The following is a 16,014-nucleotide window of genomic DNA, read 5'->3' on the forward strand; positions in this document are numbered from 1 at the left end:
GGACATCGACATTTACGGGCGCGGACCTCGGTTCGCGCCCGTTTTTTATAAGAGCTGCGATTGCCGGCTCTCTGTTCACAGAAAATATATGAACAGATGTTCGATGTACACCTATCTACCTGCGCCTTTTCTGCCGAAAAACTTTGCTACTCCAAAAACTCAATCGCGTCAAGGCTTTTCTTGCCCAACGGTCGGTACCTGATAAACTATTAGGTTGCGATAACTGGCGAAGCTATGCCTCGCCAACCCACCGAGCATTTCCGTGAAGGAGGAAAAACCTGGTGACCTACGCATACACTGCCACTGAGCGCAAGCGCGTCAGCTTCGGGAAAATCCCGGAGGCCATGGAGCTCCCCAACCTTATCTCTGTTCAAAGGGAATCCTTTGAGCGTTTTAAGGACGAGGGCCTTCGTGAGGCGTTCAAGGAATCCAGCCCCATCCAGAGTCAGAACCATGTTCTCGAGGTTACCTTCGGCGAGCATCAGTTCGGCGACCCCGCGCACACCGTCGAGGAGTGCCGCGAGAAGGATATGACCTATCAGGCTCCGCTTCTGACCGACGTCCGTCTCACCAACAAGGAGACCGGCGAGATCAAGGAGCAGCTCGTCTTTATGGGCGACTTCCCCATGATGACCGATCAGGGCACCTTCATCATCAACGGTACCGAGCGTATCGTCGTTTCGCAGCTCGTCCGTTCCCCGGGTGTGTACTACAGCTCCGAGATGGATTCGGGCAAGCAGATCTACAAGGCCCAGATCATCCCGTCCCGCGGTGCCTGGCTCGAGTTTGAGGTCGACAAGCGCGATCAGCTCATGGTCTCCATCGACCGTAAGCGTAAGCAGAGCGCCACGATGTTCCTGCGCGCCCTTGGCATCGCCGTCACCAACGACGACATCATCGAGCTGCTCGGCAACTCCGATGTGATCAAGCGCACCCTGGAGCGCGACACCGCCCTCACCCGCGAGGATGCCCTTATCGAGATCTACCGTCGCCTGCGCCCGGGCGAGCCTCCCACCGTGGACGCTTCCCGCAGCCTGCTCGAGGGCCTGCTCTTTAACCCGCAGCGCTACGATCTGGCCCGCGTCGGTCGTTACAAGGTCAACAAGAAGCTCAACCTCACCACCGAGGAAGAGGTCACGGTGCTCACCGACGAGGATATCGTCGCGACGCTGCGCTACCTGCTGTCCCTCGCTGCCGGCGAGCAGGGCTTCAAGGTCGACGACATCGACCACTTTGGCAACCGCCGCATCCGCACCGTCGGCGAGCTCGTCGCCAACCAGTTCCGTATCGGCATGAGCCGTATGGAGCGCGTCGTCCGTGAGCGCATGAGCTCCCAGGACATCGACGAGATTACCCCGCAGTCGCTCATCAACATCCGTCCGATCGTGGCCTCCATCAAGGAGTTCTTCGGTTCCTCGCAGCTCTCGCAGTTCATGGACCAGGCGAACCCCCTGACCGGTCTGACCCACAAGCGCCGTCTGTCCGCACTCGGCCCTGGCGGTCTTGCCGGCCACAAGTCCGGCTCCAGCCGCCGCACCAACGTGCCGACGGCCGTCCGCGACGTTCACAACTCGCACTACAGCCGCATGTGCCCGATTGAGACCCCCGAAGGCCCCAACATCGGCCTGATCGGCTCGCTCGCTCTCTACGCCCGCGTCAACGAGTACGGCTTCATCGAGGCTCCGTTCCGTCGCGTCGAGAACGGCGTTGCCACCGACCAGATCGACTGGATGACCGCTGACGAGGAAGAGAAGCACGTCATCGCGCCGGCCAACACGCCGCTCGATCCCAAGACCAACGAGTTCATCACGACCGATGCCGAGGGCAAGCTTGTCCGCCCGCACACCGTGATCGCCCGTACCCGCGACTTCGACGGCTCCTTCGGCGCTCCCGCCGACGTGCCTGTCGAGGACGTCGACTACATGGACGTCTCGCCGCGTCAGATGCTCTCCGTCGCAGCCACGCTGATCCCGTTCCTCGAGCACGACGACGCCAAGCGTACGCTGATGGGCGCTAACATGCAGCGCCAGGCCGTGCCGCTGGTTCACCCTGCCGCTCCCTATGTCGGTACCGGCATGGAGCGTCGCGCCGCTCTGGACTCCGGCGAGGTCACCCTGGCCAAGAACGCCGGCGAGGTCATCTTTGCCGACGCTGCCAAGATCATCGTCAAGCATGCCGGCGGCATGGACGAGTATCACCTGGCCAAGTACCAGCGCTCCAACCAGTCCACCTGCATCAACCACCGTCCGCTCGTGCGCGTCGGTGACACCGTTGAGCAGGGCGAGCCCCTGGCTGACGGTCCTTCGACCGATCATGGCGAGCTCGCACTGGGTCAGAACCTCACCGTGGCATACATGCCGTGGGAAGGCTTCAACTACGAGGACGGTATCGTCGTGTCCGAGCGTCTGGTGGCCGAGGACCTGCTGACGACCATCAACATCACCCGTCACGAGATCGATGCCCGCGACACCAAGCTCGGCCCCGAGGAGATCACCCGCGAGATCCCGAACCTCTCTGAGGATATGCTTGCCAACCTCGACGAGGACGGCATTATCCGCATCGGCGCCGAGGTCGGCCCTGGCGACATCCTGGTCGGCAAGGTCACGCCTAAGGGCGAGAGCGCTCTGACCGCCGAGGAGCGCCTGCTGCGCGCCATCTTCGGTGCCAAGGCCCACGACGTCCGCGACACCTCCCTTAAGATGCCTCACGGCGCTTACGGTCGCGTCATCGACGTCGTCCGCTTTAGCCGCGAGAACGGCGACGATCTGGCCCCCGGCGTCAACGAGCAGGTGCGCGTCTACGTCGCCCAGCGTCGTAAGATCCAGCAGGGCGATAAGATCGCCGGCCGCCACGGCAACAAGGGTGTTATCTGTAACGTTCTGCCGGTCGAGGACATGCCCTACATGGCTGACGGTACCCCGATCGACGTTATCCTCAACCCGCTGGGCGTTCCCTCGCGTATGAACGTCGGCCAGCTGCTCGAGTGCCACCTTGGCTGGGCCGCTGCCTGCGGTTGGGATACCGAGAAGGCCGACTCCGACAAGTACGTCCCCGGTCCGTTCTTCACCGCGACGCCCGTCTTCGACGGCGCCAAGGAGGACGAGATCGCCGAGGTCATTCGTCGTGCCAACAAGAACATGCTCAACAAGGCCACCGCTGCCTTTGGCGATCACATGCGTCCCGAGTTCGTCACCCAGCTTGACGAGCGCGGCAAGACCCGCCTGTTCGACGGCCGCACCGGCGAGGAGTTCCGCGAGCCCATTACCGTGGGTACGTCCTACATCCTCAAGCTCGGCCACATGGTCGACGACAAGATCCACGCCCGTTCGACCGGCCCTTACAGCTTGGTTACCCAGCAGCCTCTGGGCGGCAAGGCCCAGTTCGGCGGCCAGCGCTTCGGCGAGATGGAAGTTTGGGCACTGTACGCATACGGTGCTTCCAACGTCCTGCAGGAGATTCTGACCGTCAAGTCCGACGATACCGTGGGCCGCGTCAAGACCTACGAGTCCATCGTCAAGGGCGAGAACGTTCCTGTTCCGGGTATCCCCGAGTCCTTCAAGGTTCTCGTCAAGGAGATCCGTTCCCTCGCGCTGGACATCGAGCCCATGCACGATGCTGACGAGGACGCCTCCGCCCCTGTGACCGCCGAGGAGACCTCTGCTCTCGACGACCTGGCTGCGCTCGCCGGCGTTGACGCCGACGTCGAGGCCGAGGATGCCGAGACCGTCGAGGCACCCGAGGCTGTCGCCGCCACGACCACTGATAAGGAGTAGTTGACTGTGGCAGATTTCGAAGCTACTGATTTTGACTCGGTAAAGATCTCCCTTGCCTCCGCCGACCAGATCCGTTCCTGGTCGCACGGTGAGGTCAAGAAGCCGGAGACCATCAATTACCGTACCCTCAAGCCCGAGAAGGACGGCCTGTTCTGCGAGAAGATCTTCGGTCCCGCCAAGGACTGGGAGTGCTCCTGCGGCAAGTACAAGGGCATCCGCTTTAAGGGTATCGTCTGCGAGCGCTGCGGCGTCGAGGTTACCTCGGCCAAGGTGCGTCGCGACCGCATGGGCCATATCGAGCTCGCCGCTCCCGTGTCCCACATCTGGTACTTCAAGAGCCCCACGAGCTTCCCGATGAGCCGTATGCTCGACATCAAGTCCAAGGACCTCGAGAAGGTTCTGTACTTTGCCAGCTACATCATCACCGAGGTTGACTATGAGGCCCGCGAGGCCGACGCCGACGACCTGCGCGAGGAGCTCGCCGCCGATCTGGAAGAGATCGATGCCGAGTGCGCCCGTCAGATCGAGTCCCTCAAGGAGCAGGGCGACCCCGAGAACTTTGACGAGTTCTCCGACGAGGAGCCGCTGACCCCCGAGGAGATCGCCTCTGGCATCGTCGACATCGAGGAAGAGTGCAAGGACGAGAAGCAGCTCCGCACGGACGCCTTCAACGCCTTCATGAAGCTCACCGAGCGCGACCTCATCTCCGATGAGCCGCTGTTCCGTGAGATGACCCGTTACTACTCCATGTACTTCAAGGGTGGTATGGGTGCCGAGGCTGTCCGCGACCTGCTCGCTGCTATCGACCTCCCCTCCGAGGCCGAGAAGCTCAAGGCCATCATCGCCGACGAGGATTCCCAGAAGCAGAAGCGCGAGAAGGCCGTCAAGCGCCTCGAGGTCGTTGACGCCTTCCTGAAGGGCGGCAACAGCCCCGCAAACATGATCCTGGACGTCATCCCGGTCATTCCGCCCGATCTGCGCCCGATGGTCCAGCTCGATGGCGGCCGCTTCGCCGCGTCCGACCTCAACGACCTGTATCGTCGCGTGATCAACCGTAACAACCGACTCAAGCGCCTGCTCGACCTGGACGCCCCTGCGATTATCGTGAACAACGAGAAGCGCATGCTCCAGGAGTCCGTGGACGCCCTGTTCGACAACGGCCGTCGTGGTCGCCCGGTCTCTGGCCGTGGCGGTCGCCCGCTCAAGTCGCTCGCCGAGGCCCTCAAGGGCAAGCAGGGTCGTTTCCGTCAGAACCTGCTGGGTAAGCGTGTCGACTACTCCGGCCGTTCGGTTATCGTTACCGACCCCAAGCTGCTGCTGCACCAGTGCGGTCTGCCCAAGACCATGGCGCTGGAGCTCTTCAAGCCCTTCGTTATGAAGCGCCTGGTCGAGCTCGGCAAGGTCGAGAACATCAAGGGCGCCAAGCGCGCTATCGACCGCGGTGCCACCTTTGTGTGGGATATCCTCGAAGAGGTCATCGACGGCCGCGTCGTGCTGCTCAACCGTGCACCGACCCTGCACCGTCTGTCCATCCAGGCCTTTGAGCCGGTGCTGGTCGAGGGCAAGGCTATCCACCTGCACCCGCTGGTCTGCTCGCCCTTCAACGCCGACTTCGACGGCGACCAGATGTCTGTCCACGTGCCGCTGTCCAGCCAGGCTCAGGCCGAGGCCCGCGTGCTCATGCTCTCTGCGAACAACCTGCGCTCGCCGGCATCCGGCAAGCCGGTCAACATCCCTTCGCAGGACATGATCATCGGTGTGTACTACCTGACCCAGGTCCGCGAGGGTCTGCCGGGCGAGAACCACGTGTTCTCGAGCTTCGACGACGCGCTGCACGCCTATGACTGCCGCTCCGAGGTCGACATGCAGGCCAAGATCCAGGTCCGCGTGTCCGCTGCCGATGCCAACGTCATCAATGAGGACGGCACCCGTATCTTCCGCGTCAAGAACGGCAAGAACGAGTTTGTCGACTACGATGTCACCGGCAATAAGACCGCGCGCTTCGAGACCTCTATCGGCCGCATCATCTTCAACCGCCAGTGCCTGCCCGAAGACTACGAGTTCATGAACTACAAGATGGTCAAGGGCGATGTGGCCAAGCTGGTTGCGGACTGCTGTGATCGTTACCCCGAGGCCAAGGTCGGCCCGATCCTCGACGCCATCAAGTACTCCGGCTTCCACTACGCTACCCGCGCCGGCCTCACCATCTCGGTGTGGGACGCTCTCATCCCTGCCGAGAAGCAGGAGCTGCTCGACCGCGCCCAGGCCAACGTCGACCAGATCAACGAGTACTTCGAGGAGGGCTTCATCAACGAGACGGAGCGCCACATCGAAGTCGTTAACGAGTGGACCGCTTGTACCGACAAGGTCGCAGCGCTCATGCTCGACATGTTCGACGAGGAGAACCCGCTGTACATGATGGCCGACTCCGGCGCCCGTGGTTCTAAGACCCAGCTGCGTCAGCTCGGCGGCATGCGTGGCCTGATGGCAGACATGTCCGGCGAGACGATCGACCTTCCCATTAAGGCGAACTTCCGCGAGGGCCTGCTGCCGCTCGAGTACTTCATTTCGACCTACGGCGCCCGTAAGGGCCTGGTCGATACCGCATCCCACACCTCGGACTCTGGTTACCTGACCCGTCGTCTGGTCGACGTGGCCCAGGACGTCATCGTCCGCGAGGAGGACTGCGGCACGCACGAGGGCGTCACCTACAACCTCATCATCCCCGGCACCACCGACCTCAACACCGACCTCGTCGGCCGTTGCTTCATCGAGGACGTCGTGGCTCCCGATGGCACCGTGCTCTTTGAGCAGGACGGCTACATCGAGAAGGTTGCCGACATTCAGAAGATGGTCGATGCCGGCCTTAAGAAGGTCAAGCTCCGCGCGCTGCTCACTTGCCGCTCCAAGTACGGCGTGTGCCAGAAGTGCTACGGCTGGGATCTTTCCACCCGTCGTCCGGTCGCCATCGGTACCGCGGTCGGCATTATTGCCGCCCAGTCCATCGGCGAGCCCGGTACGCAGCTTACGATGCGTACCATTCACTCCGGCGGCGTCGCTGGCGTCGACGATATTACGCAGGGTCTGCCTACGGTCAGCCGTATGTTCGATATCGTCGGCAACGTCAACGAGAAGATTCTGGGTCGCGAGGCCGAGCTGGCTCCGTACTCCGGCCACCTCTCGATTAAGCCCGAGAAGTCCGAGTACGTGCTGACGCTCACCGACTCCGAGGACCACACCCGTGTCCTCGACGAGCGTCGCGTCCCCGCTTCGGTTCGCTTTATGCCCGAGATCGAGGACGGCTGCGAGGTTCGCGCCGGCGACCAGATCACCAAGGGCTTCGTCAACTTCCGCAACCTGCGCAAGCTGACCGACATCGAGTCGACGATGCACACCTTCGTCGAGAGCGTCAAGGACGTCTACACCAGCCAGGGCGTCGACCTGAACGACAAGCACATCGAGGTGCTCGCACGTCAGATGCTGCGTCGCGTTCAGATCACCAACCCCGGTGACTCCAAGTACCTGCTTGGTCAGTACGTCGACCGCTACGAGTTCGCCGACGAGGTCGAGCGCGTTGCCCGTCTGGGCGGTCAGGCTCCTGTGGCCGAGCCCGTCATCCTGGGTACGCTCAAGGTCGCGTCCAACATCGACTCCTGGCTGTCGAGCGCTTCGTTCATCCGTACCGCCGGCGTCCTTACCGAGGCTGCCATCGAGGGCAAGGTCGACCACCTGCTCGACCTTAAGTCCAACGTCATCGTCGGTAAGAAGATCCCGGCCGGTACCGGCCTCAAGCCGTACGCCAACGCCAAGCTGACGTATCGTACGGCCGACGGCTACGTGGACATCGACGGCCCGGCTTCGCCCAACGCCAAGTCGCTGCCCGAGTGGGCTCCTGTGGAGCTCAAGGACCTGGACGAGCAGCTCCCGCAGCAGCTCGACTGGGCCGGCTACGACGAGTTCGGTGGTGCTGACGGTTCGTTCACCCGCAACGGCCACACCATCTCCGCCGAGAAGGCTCGCCTGTACCTGTTCGACGACCTGGGCGTGTCGCAGCGCTGGACCAACAAGTTCAGCGAGGTCGGCATCGAGACGGTCGGCGACCTGGTCGGCAAGTCCGAGGAAGATCTGCTGCGCATCGATGGCATCGGTGCCAAGGCGATCGAGGAGCTCCGTGACGGCCTCGAGGCCCACGACCTGCTCTACATCCTCGAGAACAACGACGACGTTGCCGACGAGGAAGACCTCTCGCAGCTGCTGCAGATGGTCTTTAGCCCCGACGGTCCGGACGATATCCTGCTGGGTACCTCCGCTCCGACGCATCACGCCGACGCCGACGAGGAGCTCCTGGGCGCCCCGATCGACGACAAGAAGGCTCCCGCCAACGGTGCCATCAACGAGGACATGGCGTCCCTCGACGAGCTGCTCAACCAGCTCGTGGACACCGACGACGCCGAAGAGGCCAAGGACAACGACGAGGAGTAATTTCCTAGTACGTTAACCGTCCTTCCAAAGACCCGCTTCCCAACAGGGAAGCGGGTCTTTTTTGCTGAAGAAAACCTGCCAAAAAGGGACAGGTTTATTTTGATAGGGTTTTCCTGCTTGAATTTGAAACATTTCGTTCGGTCAAAGCGTATCTATGGTGAGGGCCTCAGCAAGAAACATCAGCATCACCGGGAGGTGATTATGGAAGAACAAGCATTTAGACAGGCGGTCGAGGATCACCGTGATGTCGTGTTTCGAATCGCATTGACGTACCTGCGCGATCGTGCCGACGCCGACGATGTTGCCCAGGATGTCTTTCTTAAGCTGTTTAAAAGCGATGGACATTTTGAAAGTTGGGAACATCTTCGTCGATGGCTTATCCGGGTCACGATCAATGAATGCAAATCGCTCTTTCGAAAGCCGTGGAGACGCGTGGAGGATATTGAAAGTCTGACCGATTCGCTTTCGGCGGCGCAGGATGAGACCAAGGCGGTCTTGTCAGACGTTATGCGACTTCCGGAGCGATTCCGTGTTCCCATCGTGCTCTATTACTATCTGGGCTTTTCGACTTCAGAGATTGCCGAGTTACTGCATGTGCCGGCCGCGACCGTTCGAACGCGTTTAGCTCGCGGTCGATCGAAGCTCAAGTTCATCCTAGAGGAGGGCGACCGTGAAATCCAACCAAATCAAGCAGGCTTTCGAGTCCGTCCAAGCTGATAGCGATCTTGCAGATCGCGTCCTTAATACCGCTGCGGGTGAGCCGCTTCATCGAAAGGGTCACGCGAAGCCTCTGTATGTTGCCGTAATCGGATGTCTTGCCGGAGTGCTGGCGACCGGAGGAGTCGCCTACGCCGTTGTCAATTCCAGCTATTTTGCCTCAGCTTGGGGAAACCACGGCAACGGGGATTCCATTACCTGGACCAACGGAGGCTCATCGGGAACTAAATATACCTACACCAGAGAGTTCGGTGATGGCATCGCGCCCCAAAGCTTGGAGGGTTCAGTACAGAAGGTCAATCTGTCCGTCGAGGGCAACGGCTATACACTCGACATTCATGATATGGCTATCGATAAAAACGGTTGCGGTGCCGTGACGTTTACGTTGTCCAATCCAAATGGTGTTAACTACTACAAGCCGGCAGCAGAGACTGGCGAACTTGTTCTCTATGGTGAAGAAGAACAAGGAATCGGCACGCCCAGCATGAACTTCGGCGAGGAATGGGCTGACACACGCTGCACAATTGATAAGGACACATCAAGCGACACGGTCATTAATGGCACGATGTACTTTGCCTCGTGGAATCGCGAGCGAGATTTGGGACATGCGGTCACCTGGAATATCAGCTGGACGGAGGGCAAAGGTGAGGATGCGAAGGTGATCGAGGTATCGACGCCAGAGTTTAACGTCGGAGCGCACGTCGATACAAAGGAACTCCGCCCTGATGACTCGCCTCTCGAGATTAGCCCGTTTTCCATCCAGACGCACATCGATGATCTGGGCTATGAAGCAGTTGATCATAAACTGACCGTCAGCTACAAGGATGGATCGGAGCAGATTATCGAAGATGACGACGCAGGGGCGTACAATTTCTATGTTTCGATGGCACGCAATAGCGGAGAGAACATTTGGGTGCCGACAAAACTGATCAATGTCGATCAAGTGGTCTCAGTAACGCTTGAGGGCACGAGATACACATCAACAGGAGAGACCGAAACAGAAGTACCCTTTACCATCGTTTATTCGTAAAGTCTGGGCCGCTTCCCAAGGGGGGAAGCGGCCTTTTTAGCGTTATATGGACGAGTGGATTGGACGTTATTCGTCTCGTTCTCGGAAGAACGTAGCAAATGGATGCGGATCACCGTGAAGAGTGGCGTTTTCCCAGATAAAACCGACCAAAATAAACCTGTCCCTTTTTGGCAGGGAACGTTGCCCCGACGAGCACGTCGGATTCCCGGGCCGGGCAGCACAGGGGTTAAGTTTGTCGCGAGTTCCGCACGAGCCGGAGGCCACTTAATGTGGCCTCCGTGCGAGCCAGGACTGTAGAGCAGCAAACTTAACCCCTGTGCCGCCCGGACCGGGAATCCGCCCACGCGCACAGAAGGGGATTCCTTTTGTGTAGGCTTTGCGGAAATGTGGGTATTTTAGGATACGCCCGGCGGCGTGGTCTGTTGACGACACAGCTAACGCCACGTATCCTATCGAACTGCGTGTTTCGTAGGGGGATGCTGACCCCTCGATTCAAGCCGTTGCACTTTACAGAAAGCTGGAATCATTCGAGAAGGAGTACGCTTTGCCTACTATTAACCAGCTGGTTCGCCAGGGCCGTCGTTCCGTGCCCAAGAAGTCCAAGAACGCTGCTCTGCAGCACAACTCCCAGAAGCGCGGCGTGTGCACCCGCGTCTTTACCACGAGCCCCAAGAAGCCGAACTCGGCTCTTCGTAAGGTTGCCCGTGTTCGTCTCGTCAACGGCATCGAAGTTACTGCTTACATCCCGGGTGAGGGCCACAACCTGCAGGAGCACTCCATCGTGCTCGTCCGCGGCGGTCGTGTCCGTGACCTCCCTGGTGTCCGTTATCACGTCATCCGTGGCGCCTACGACGCTGCTCCGGTCCAGAACCGTATGCAGGCCCGTTCCAAGTACGGTGCTAAGCGCCCCAAGGCCAAATAAGCCAGATAACGTTTTGATACTTTCGCCGTGTGCCGCCTAAGCGCCGCACGGTAGACACTTAAGGAGATTTCACATGCCGCGTCGTGCAGCAGCTAATCGTCGTGAGGTTCAGCCTGACGCCGTTTACAACAACCGCCTGGTGACTCAGCTCATCAACAAGGTCCTTCTTGACGGCAAGAAGGCCACCGCTGAGCGCATCGTTTACACCGCTTTCGAGATCGTTGCCGAGAAGTCCGAGGGTGGCGACGCTCTCGCTACCTTCAAGAAGGCTATGGACAACGTCAAGCCCACGCTCGAGGTTAAGCCCAAGCGTGTCGGTGGCGCTACCTATCAGGTCCCGATGGAGGTCAACTCCCGTCGTTCCACCGCTCTGGGCATCCGCTGGATCGTCAACTTCTCCCGCGCTCGCAAGGAGAAGACCATGGCCGAGCGTCTCGCCAACGAGATCCTCGACGCTTCCAACGGCCTGGGCGCTTCCGTCAAGAAGCGTGAGGACGTCTTCAAGATGGCCGAGGCCAACCGCGCGTTCTCTCACTATCGTTGGTAAGTTAAGGTAAGGAACTAACATGGCTAAGCCTAAGTACAAGCTTTCCGATACCCGTAACATCGGCATCATGGCCCACATCGATGCCGGTAAGACCACCACGACCGAGCGTATTCTTTACTACACCGGTAAGACCCACAAGATCGGTGAGGTCCATGAGGGCGCTGCCACCATGGACTGGATGGTTCAGGAGCAGGAGCGCGGCGTAACCATTACCTCCGCTGCTACCACGTGCTTCTGGAACAAGGACGGTAAGGACTACCGCATCCAGATCATCGACACCCCGGGCCACGTTGACTTCACCGCCGAGGTCGAGCGCTGCCTGCGCGTCCTCGATGGCGCTGTCGCCGTCTTCGACGCCGTTGCCGGCGTTCAGCCCCAGTCTGAGACCGTTTGGCGTCAGGCTTCTACCTTCAACGTCCCCCGCATCGCCTTCATCAACAAGTATGACCGCGTGGGCGCTGACTTCTTCAACGCTATCGAGACCATGAAGGATCGTCTCGACGCTAACGCCGTGGCCGCTCAGGTCCCGATGGGCGCCGAGGACAACTTCTGGGGCGTCATCGACCTGGTCACCATGACTGCATGGGACTTCAAGGCCGACGAGAAGGGCATGACCTACCCCGAGCCGATGGACGAGATCCCGGCTGAGTTTGCCGACATCGCTGCCACCAAGCGCGAGGAGCTCCTCGACGCTGCTGCCAGCTTTGACGACGAGCTCATGGAGAAGATTCTCATGGAGGAGGACTTCACCGTCGAGGAGCTCAAGGCTGCTCTGCGCAAGGGCGTTCTGGCCAACGAGCTCAACCTCGTCTTCGTGGGTTCCGCCTACAAGAACAAGGGCGTTCAGGAGCTGCTCGACGCTGTCGTCGACTACCTGCCCAGCCCGCTCGACGTCGAGGCCGTCACCGGTACCGATCCGGACACCGGCGAGGAGATTCAGCGTCATCCTTCCTTCGACGAGCCCTTCTCCGGCCTGGTCTTCAAGATCATGACCGACCCGTTCGTCGGTAAGCTCACCTATGTCCGCGTTTACTCCGGCCGCGCCGAGTCCGGCTCCTACGTGGTCAACGCTTCCAACGGTCAGCGCGAGCGCCTCGGCCGCATCCTCGAGATGAACGCTGCCGAGCGTATCGACCGTGACGACGCTGCCGCTGGCGACATCGTCGCTTGCGTCGGCTTCAAGAACTCCACCACCGGTGACACCCTGTGCGCCGAGGGCAAGGAGATCGTCCTCGAGAAGATCGAGTTCGCTAAGCCCGTTATCGACGTTGCCATCGAGCCCAAGACCAAGGCCGAGCAGGACAAGATGTCCCTGGCTCTGACCAAGCTCGCCGAAGAGGACCCGACCTTCCAGGTGTCCACCAACCACGAGACCGGCCAGACCATCATCGCCGGCATGGGCGAGCTGCACCTCGAGATCATCGTCGACCGTCTGCTCCGCGAGTTCAAGGTTGACGCTAACGTTGGTAAGCCCCAGGTTGCCTACCGCGAGACCGCTGGTCACGACGTCGAGAAGGCTGAGGGCAAGTTCGTCCGTCAGTCCGGCGGTCGCGGTCAGTACGGCCACGCCGTCATCAAGCTCGAGAAGATGGAGGAGGGCTTCGGCTACGAGTTCGTCAACGCTATCGTCGGCGGCGTCGTGCCCAAGGAGTACATCCCGTCCATCGACAAGGGCATCCAGGAGGCCCTGAACACCGGTGTTATCGCCGGCTTCCCGGTCCTCGACGTTAAGGTCACCCTGTTCGACGGTTCTTACCACGAGGTCGACTCCTCCGAGGCCGCCTTCAAGATCGCCGGTTCCATGGCTATCAAGGACGCCCTCAAGAAGTCCGATCCGCAGCTGCTCGAGCCGATCATGGCTGTCGAGGTCGAGACCCCTGAGCAGTACATGGGCGACGTTATGGGCAACCTCTCCGGTCGCCGCGGCAAGATCGAGGGCATGGAGGATCGCAAGAACAGCAAGCTCATCCGTGCCAAGGTGCCGCTGGGCGAGATGTTCGGTTACGCTACCGACCTTCGCTCCCAGACCCAGGGCCGTGCATCCTACACGATGCAGTTCGACTCTTATGAGCCCGCGCCCAAGTCCATCGTGGACGAGGTCATGAGCAAGAACGCCTAAGTTCGAGCTCCCTGTTACGTAATCCGCGAGAACATCTCTCGCACTCTTTGGAGGTTTAAGTTGGCTACCCAGAAGATCCGCATTCGCCTCAAGGGCTATGATCACGAGGTCGTCGATCAGTCCGCGAAGCTCATCGTCGAGACCGCTCAGAAGACCGGCGCTCGCGTTTCCGGTCCTGTCCCCCTGCCCACCGAGCGCAACCTGTACACGGTTATCCGCTCGCCGCACGTGAACAAGGACTCCCGTGAGCAGTTCGAGATGCGCACCCACAAGCGCCTCATCGACATCCTCGACCCCACCTCGGGCACCGTTGATTCGCTCATGCGTCTCGACCTCCCCGCTGGCGTCGACATCGACATCAAGCTCTAAGCGATATCGCTCATAGCTCAAAGGGCCCCGCTGCCGCTACGGCAGCGGGGCCCTTTTGTTTTGAATGATGGTTTGGACTGTGGGGTAATGCTGCCGAGTAGGTGGTTGCGGCGCCCTATTCGCTCAAGGGACGCAGCGATGCCTCCTCAAAATGGAAGGATCGAAAGCCGTCTTCCGTTTCGATGCACGCGCGACCAAAGCCATCGACCGTTTGAAAGATGCCACGCGCCAGCTCGTCCCCAGCGGGGGAGCGGGCGATAACGTGCTCCCCGATCCAATTGAGGTGAGCGATATATTCATCGTGGACGGGCGCGAGCGGACCGGCGTCTTCTTCCTTGGCGGTGAGGCGCTCTGCCCAGGCATCTACAGCGTCTATAACTGCGTGATAGACCTCATCGAGGAGCATGTCGACGGCGGGAACGTTCTCGTTGAGATCCGAGAGGCCAATTGCCGCCAGGCCGCCATCGGGCACCTCTTGGGGCGTGTAGTTTACGTTGACGCCAATGCCGCAGACGGCGAAAGGTTTGCCTTCGTTATCGCGTGCGGCCTCGACCAGAATGCCGCCGAGCTTGCGTCCTCGCGCGACCAGGTCGTTGGGCCATTTGAGGCCAATCTCGTTTGCAAGACCCTGCTTTTCGAGCGCCTCGAGCACCGCTAAGCCGCTGATGGCGGCAAGACCAGAGTACTTTGCAGGATTAACGCATGGACGCAGGACAATCGAAAGCAATAGGTTGCCGGCGGTTGAATCCCACTTGTGGCCGCGCCGGCCGCGTCCTGCCGTCTGAGTCCGGGCGGCAAGTCCCGTGCCGTGCGGCTCTCCCTGTTTTCCTGCTTCGAGCAGGTCATCGTTGGTCGATCCGGTTACGTCGACTATCGTTAAACGAGAATCCATAACAGCTGCTACCTCCTAAGTTAATAAGGCAATCGCGCAATGGTGTCGAGAGATAGACACAATGTGAAGCCTTTGTCGCATTTGGACAATTTAATGTTAACACGTCAACAACGACTAAAATGCGCTATCCTCTCTTGGTCGATGTAAACACGTCAACAACTCAAAGGAGGTTAGTGATGGGTTTCACGATTCTTGGAACAGGCTCGGCGCTTCCTGAGCGCAGTGTTTCCAATGACGAGCTATCTGAGTTCCTCGATACCTCGGATGAGTGGATTTTTACCCGCACCGGTATCAAGAGCCGCCACGTCTGCACCACCGAGTCACTCGACGACCTTGCCGTAGCGGCGAGCGAGCGGGCACTCCAGGTGTCCGGAATCGACGCGAGCCAGCTGGATCTAATCGTCTGCTCGACGACAACGGGTGACCACCTTGTTCCCGCCGAGGCGTGTGCCGTAGCCGAGCGTCTGGGCGCGACGTGCCCTGCCTTCGATGTCTCGGCGGCTTGTGCCGGCTTCGTGTTTGCGCTCGATGTCGCCGAGGGCTATATCGCCCGCGGCCGTGCCGAGCGCGTGCTTGTCGTTGCTGCCGAGCAGATGACGCGCACGCTCGACTGGACCGACCGCGCCACCTGCGTGCTCTTTGGCGATGGGGCAGGCGCCGCAGTGATTGGAGCTGGGGGAGACAACCCCCTTGCCGTTGAGCTTTCGACGGCGCCCGACGTCGAGACGTTGCGCGTACCCGGTCTGGTCGGCACCTCGCCGTTTAAGGCCTCTGCAGATAGCGAGAGCGTGCTGTCCATGAATGGCCGCCGCGTGTTCAAGTTCGGCGTCAACGCCATCTGCGACACGGTCCATAAGCTTGCGGGCGATGCGGGCATTTCGGTCGAAGACATCGACCATTTTGTATTCCATCAGGCTAACGAACGAATCCTGAGTCAGGCGGTCAAGCGCCTCGGCGTGCCAGACGAGCGCGTGGTTCGAACGCTGCGCGAGATCGGCAACATTTCGAGCGCATGCATTCCGCTTGCCCTCGACCGGCTGGCAAACGCCGGTGCACTTCACACAGGCGACACCATCGCCTTGGTTGGATTTGGCGCCGGTCTGGATATAGGTGGCTATCTGCTTCGTTGGAAGTAGTCGCACATAGGAAATAAAAACGCCCTA

At 60.3% G+C, this 16,014-nt stretch carries 10 protein-coding genes; 9 read left to right on the forward strand and 1 reads right to left on the reverse strand.

Features of this window, described 5'->3' with window-relative positions:
- Window positions 1–281 precede the first annotated feature (281 nt).
- From rpoB to rpsJ, 8 genes are all read left to right on the forward strand, one after another.
- Window positions 282–3,773: a DNA-directed RNA polymerase subunit beta gene (gene rpoB, locus I4W09_RS06625; RefSeq protein ID WP_199411333.1), complete on the forward strand. Its 3,492-nt coding sequence runs from the start codon at window positions 282–284 to the stop codon at window positions 3,771–3,773.
- A gap of 6 nt (window positions 3,774–3,779) precedes the next feature.
- Complete coding sequence (locus I4W09_RS06630) at window positions 3,780–8,255, forward strand: DNA-directed RNA polymerase subunit beta' (protein WP_193221402.1); 4,476 nt, start codon at window positions 3,780–3,782, stop codon at window positions 8,253–8,255.
- Between the two features lie 201 nt (window positions 8,256–8,456).
- Complete coding sequence (locus I4W09_RS06635) at window positions 8,457–8,972, forward strand: RNA polymerase sigma factor (protein ID WP_196033051.1); 516 nt, start codon at window positions 8,457–8,459, stop codon at window positions 8,970–8,972.
- The gene (locus I4W09_RS06640) at window positions 8,926–10,002 is read left to right on the forward strand and encodes a DUF4179 domain-containing protein (protein WP_196033054.1); all 1,077 of its coding nucleotides are present in this window, start codon (window positions 8,926–8,928) and stop codon (window positions 10,000–10,002) included. The genes I4W09_RS06635 and I4W09_RS06640 overlap by 47 nt, the downstream gene beginning before the upstream one ends.
- Before the next feature lie 544 nt (window positions 10,003–10,546).
- Window positions 10,547–10,924: a 30S ribosomal protein S12 gene (gene rpsL / locus I4W09_RS06645; protein ID WP_006235012.1), complete on the forward strand. Its 378-nt coding sequence runs from the start codon at window positions 10,547–10,549 to the stop codon at window positions 10,922–10,924.
- Between the two features lie 73 nt (window positions 10,925–10,997).
- Window positions 10,998–11,471 (forward strand): 30S ribosomal protein S7, encoded by a 474-nt coding sequence (gene rpsG, locus I4W09_RS06650; protein ID WP_006235013.1) that lies wholly within the window; start codon window positions 10,998–11,000, stop codon window positions 11,469–11,471.
- A gap of 19 nt (window positions 11,472–11,490) precedes the next feature.
- Window positions 11,491–13,590, forward strand: a complete 2,100-nt coding sequence (gene fusA, locus I4W09_RS06655; RefSeq protein ID WP_022094183.1) for an elongation factor G — start codon at window positions 11,491–11,493, stop codon at window positions 13,588–13,590.
- Window positions 13,591–13,650: 60 nt separating this feature from the next.
- Entirely contained in the window at window positions 13,651–13,959 is a 309-nt protein-coding gene (gene rpsJ, locus I4W09_RS06660) for a 30S ribosomal protein S10 (protein ID WP_022094184.1), read from the forward strand.
- Window positions 13,960–14,074: 115 nt separating this feature from the next.
- Here rpsJ and I4W09_RS06665 read toward each other — a convergent pair whose 3' ends face one another.
- A complete protein-coding gene (locus I4W09_RS06665) occupies window positions 14,075–14,851 on the reverse strand; it encodes a biotin--[acetyl-CoA-carboxylase] ligase (RefSeq protein ID WP_117769351.1) in 777 nt (258 codons plus the stop codon).
- A gap of 176 nt (window positions 14,852–15,027) precedes the next feature.
- Here I4W09_RS06665 and I4W09_RS06670 point away from each other — a divergent pair, with 176 nt between their 5' ends.
- On the forward strand, window positions 15,028–15,987 hold the full coding sequence (locus tag I4W09_RS06670) for a 3-oxoacyl-ACP synthase III family protein (protein ID WP_117769353.1): 960 nt from the start codon (window positions 15,028–15,030) through the stop codon (window positions 15,985–15,987).
- Window positions 15,988–16,014: the final 27 nt, after the last annotated feature.

Origin of the sequence: Collinsella aerofaciens, from assembly GCF_015670795.1 — a bacterium.
GTDB classification, from domain to species: domain Bacteria; phylum Actinomycetota; class Coriobacteriia; order Coriobacteriales; family Coriobacteriaceae; genus Collinsella; species Collinsella aerofaciens_Q.

What these genes read in the sequence shown, in the direction of transcription:
- I4W09_RS06635 (WP_196033051.1), top strand. Translation starts at nt 8,457, where the DNA reads ATGGAAGAACAAGCATTTAGACAGGCGGTCGAGGATCACCGTGATGTC.
- rpsG (WP_006235013.1), top strand. Translation starts at nt 10,998, where the DNA reads ATGCCGCGTCGTGCAGCAGCTAATCGTCGTGAGGTTCAGCCTGACGCC.
- fusA (WP_022094183.1), top strand. Translation starts at nt 11,491, where the DNA reads ATGGCTAAGCCTAAGTACAAGCTTTCCGATACCCGTAACATCGGCATC.
- I4W09_RS06665 (WP_117769351.1), bottom strand. Translation starts at nt 14,851, where the DNA reads ATGGATTCTCGTTTAACGATAGTCGACGTAACCGGATCGACCAACGAT.
- I4W09_RS06670 (WP_117769353.1), top strand. Translation starts at nt 15,028, where the DNA reads ATGGGTTTCACGATTCTTGGAACAGGCTCGGCGCTTCCTGAGCGCAGT.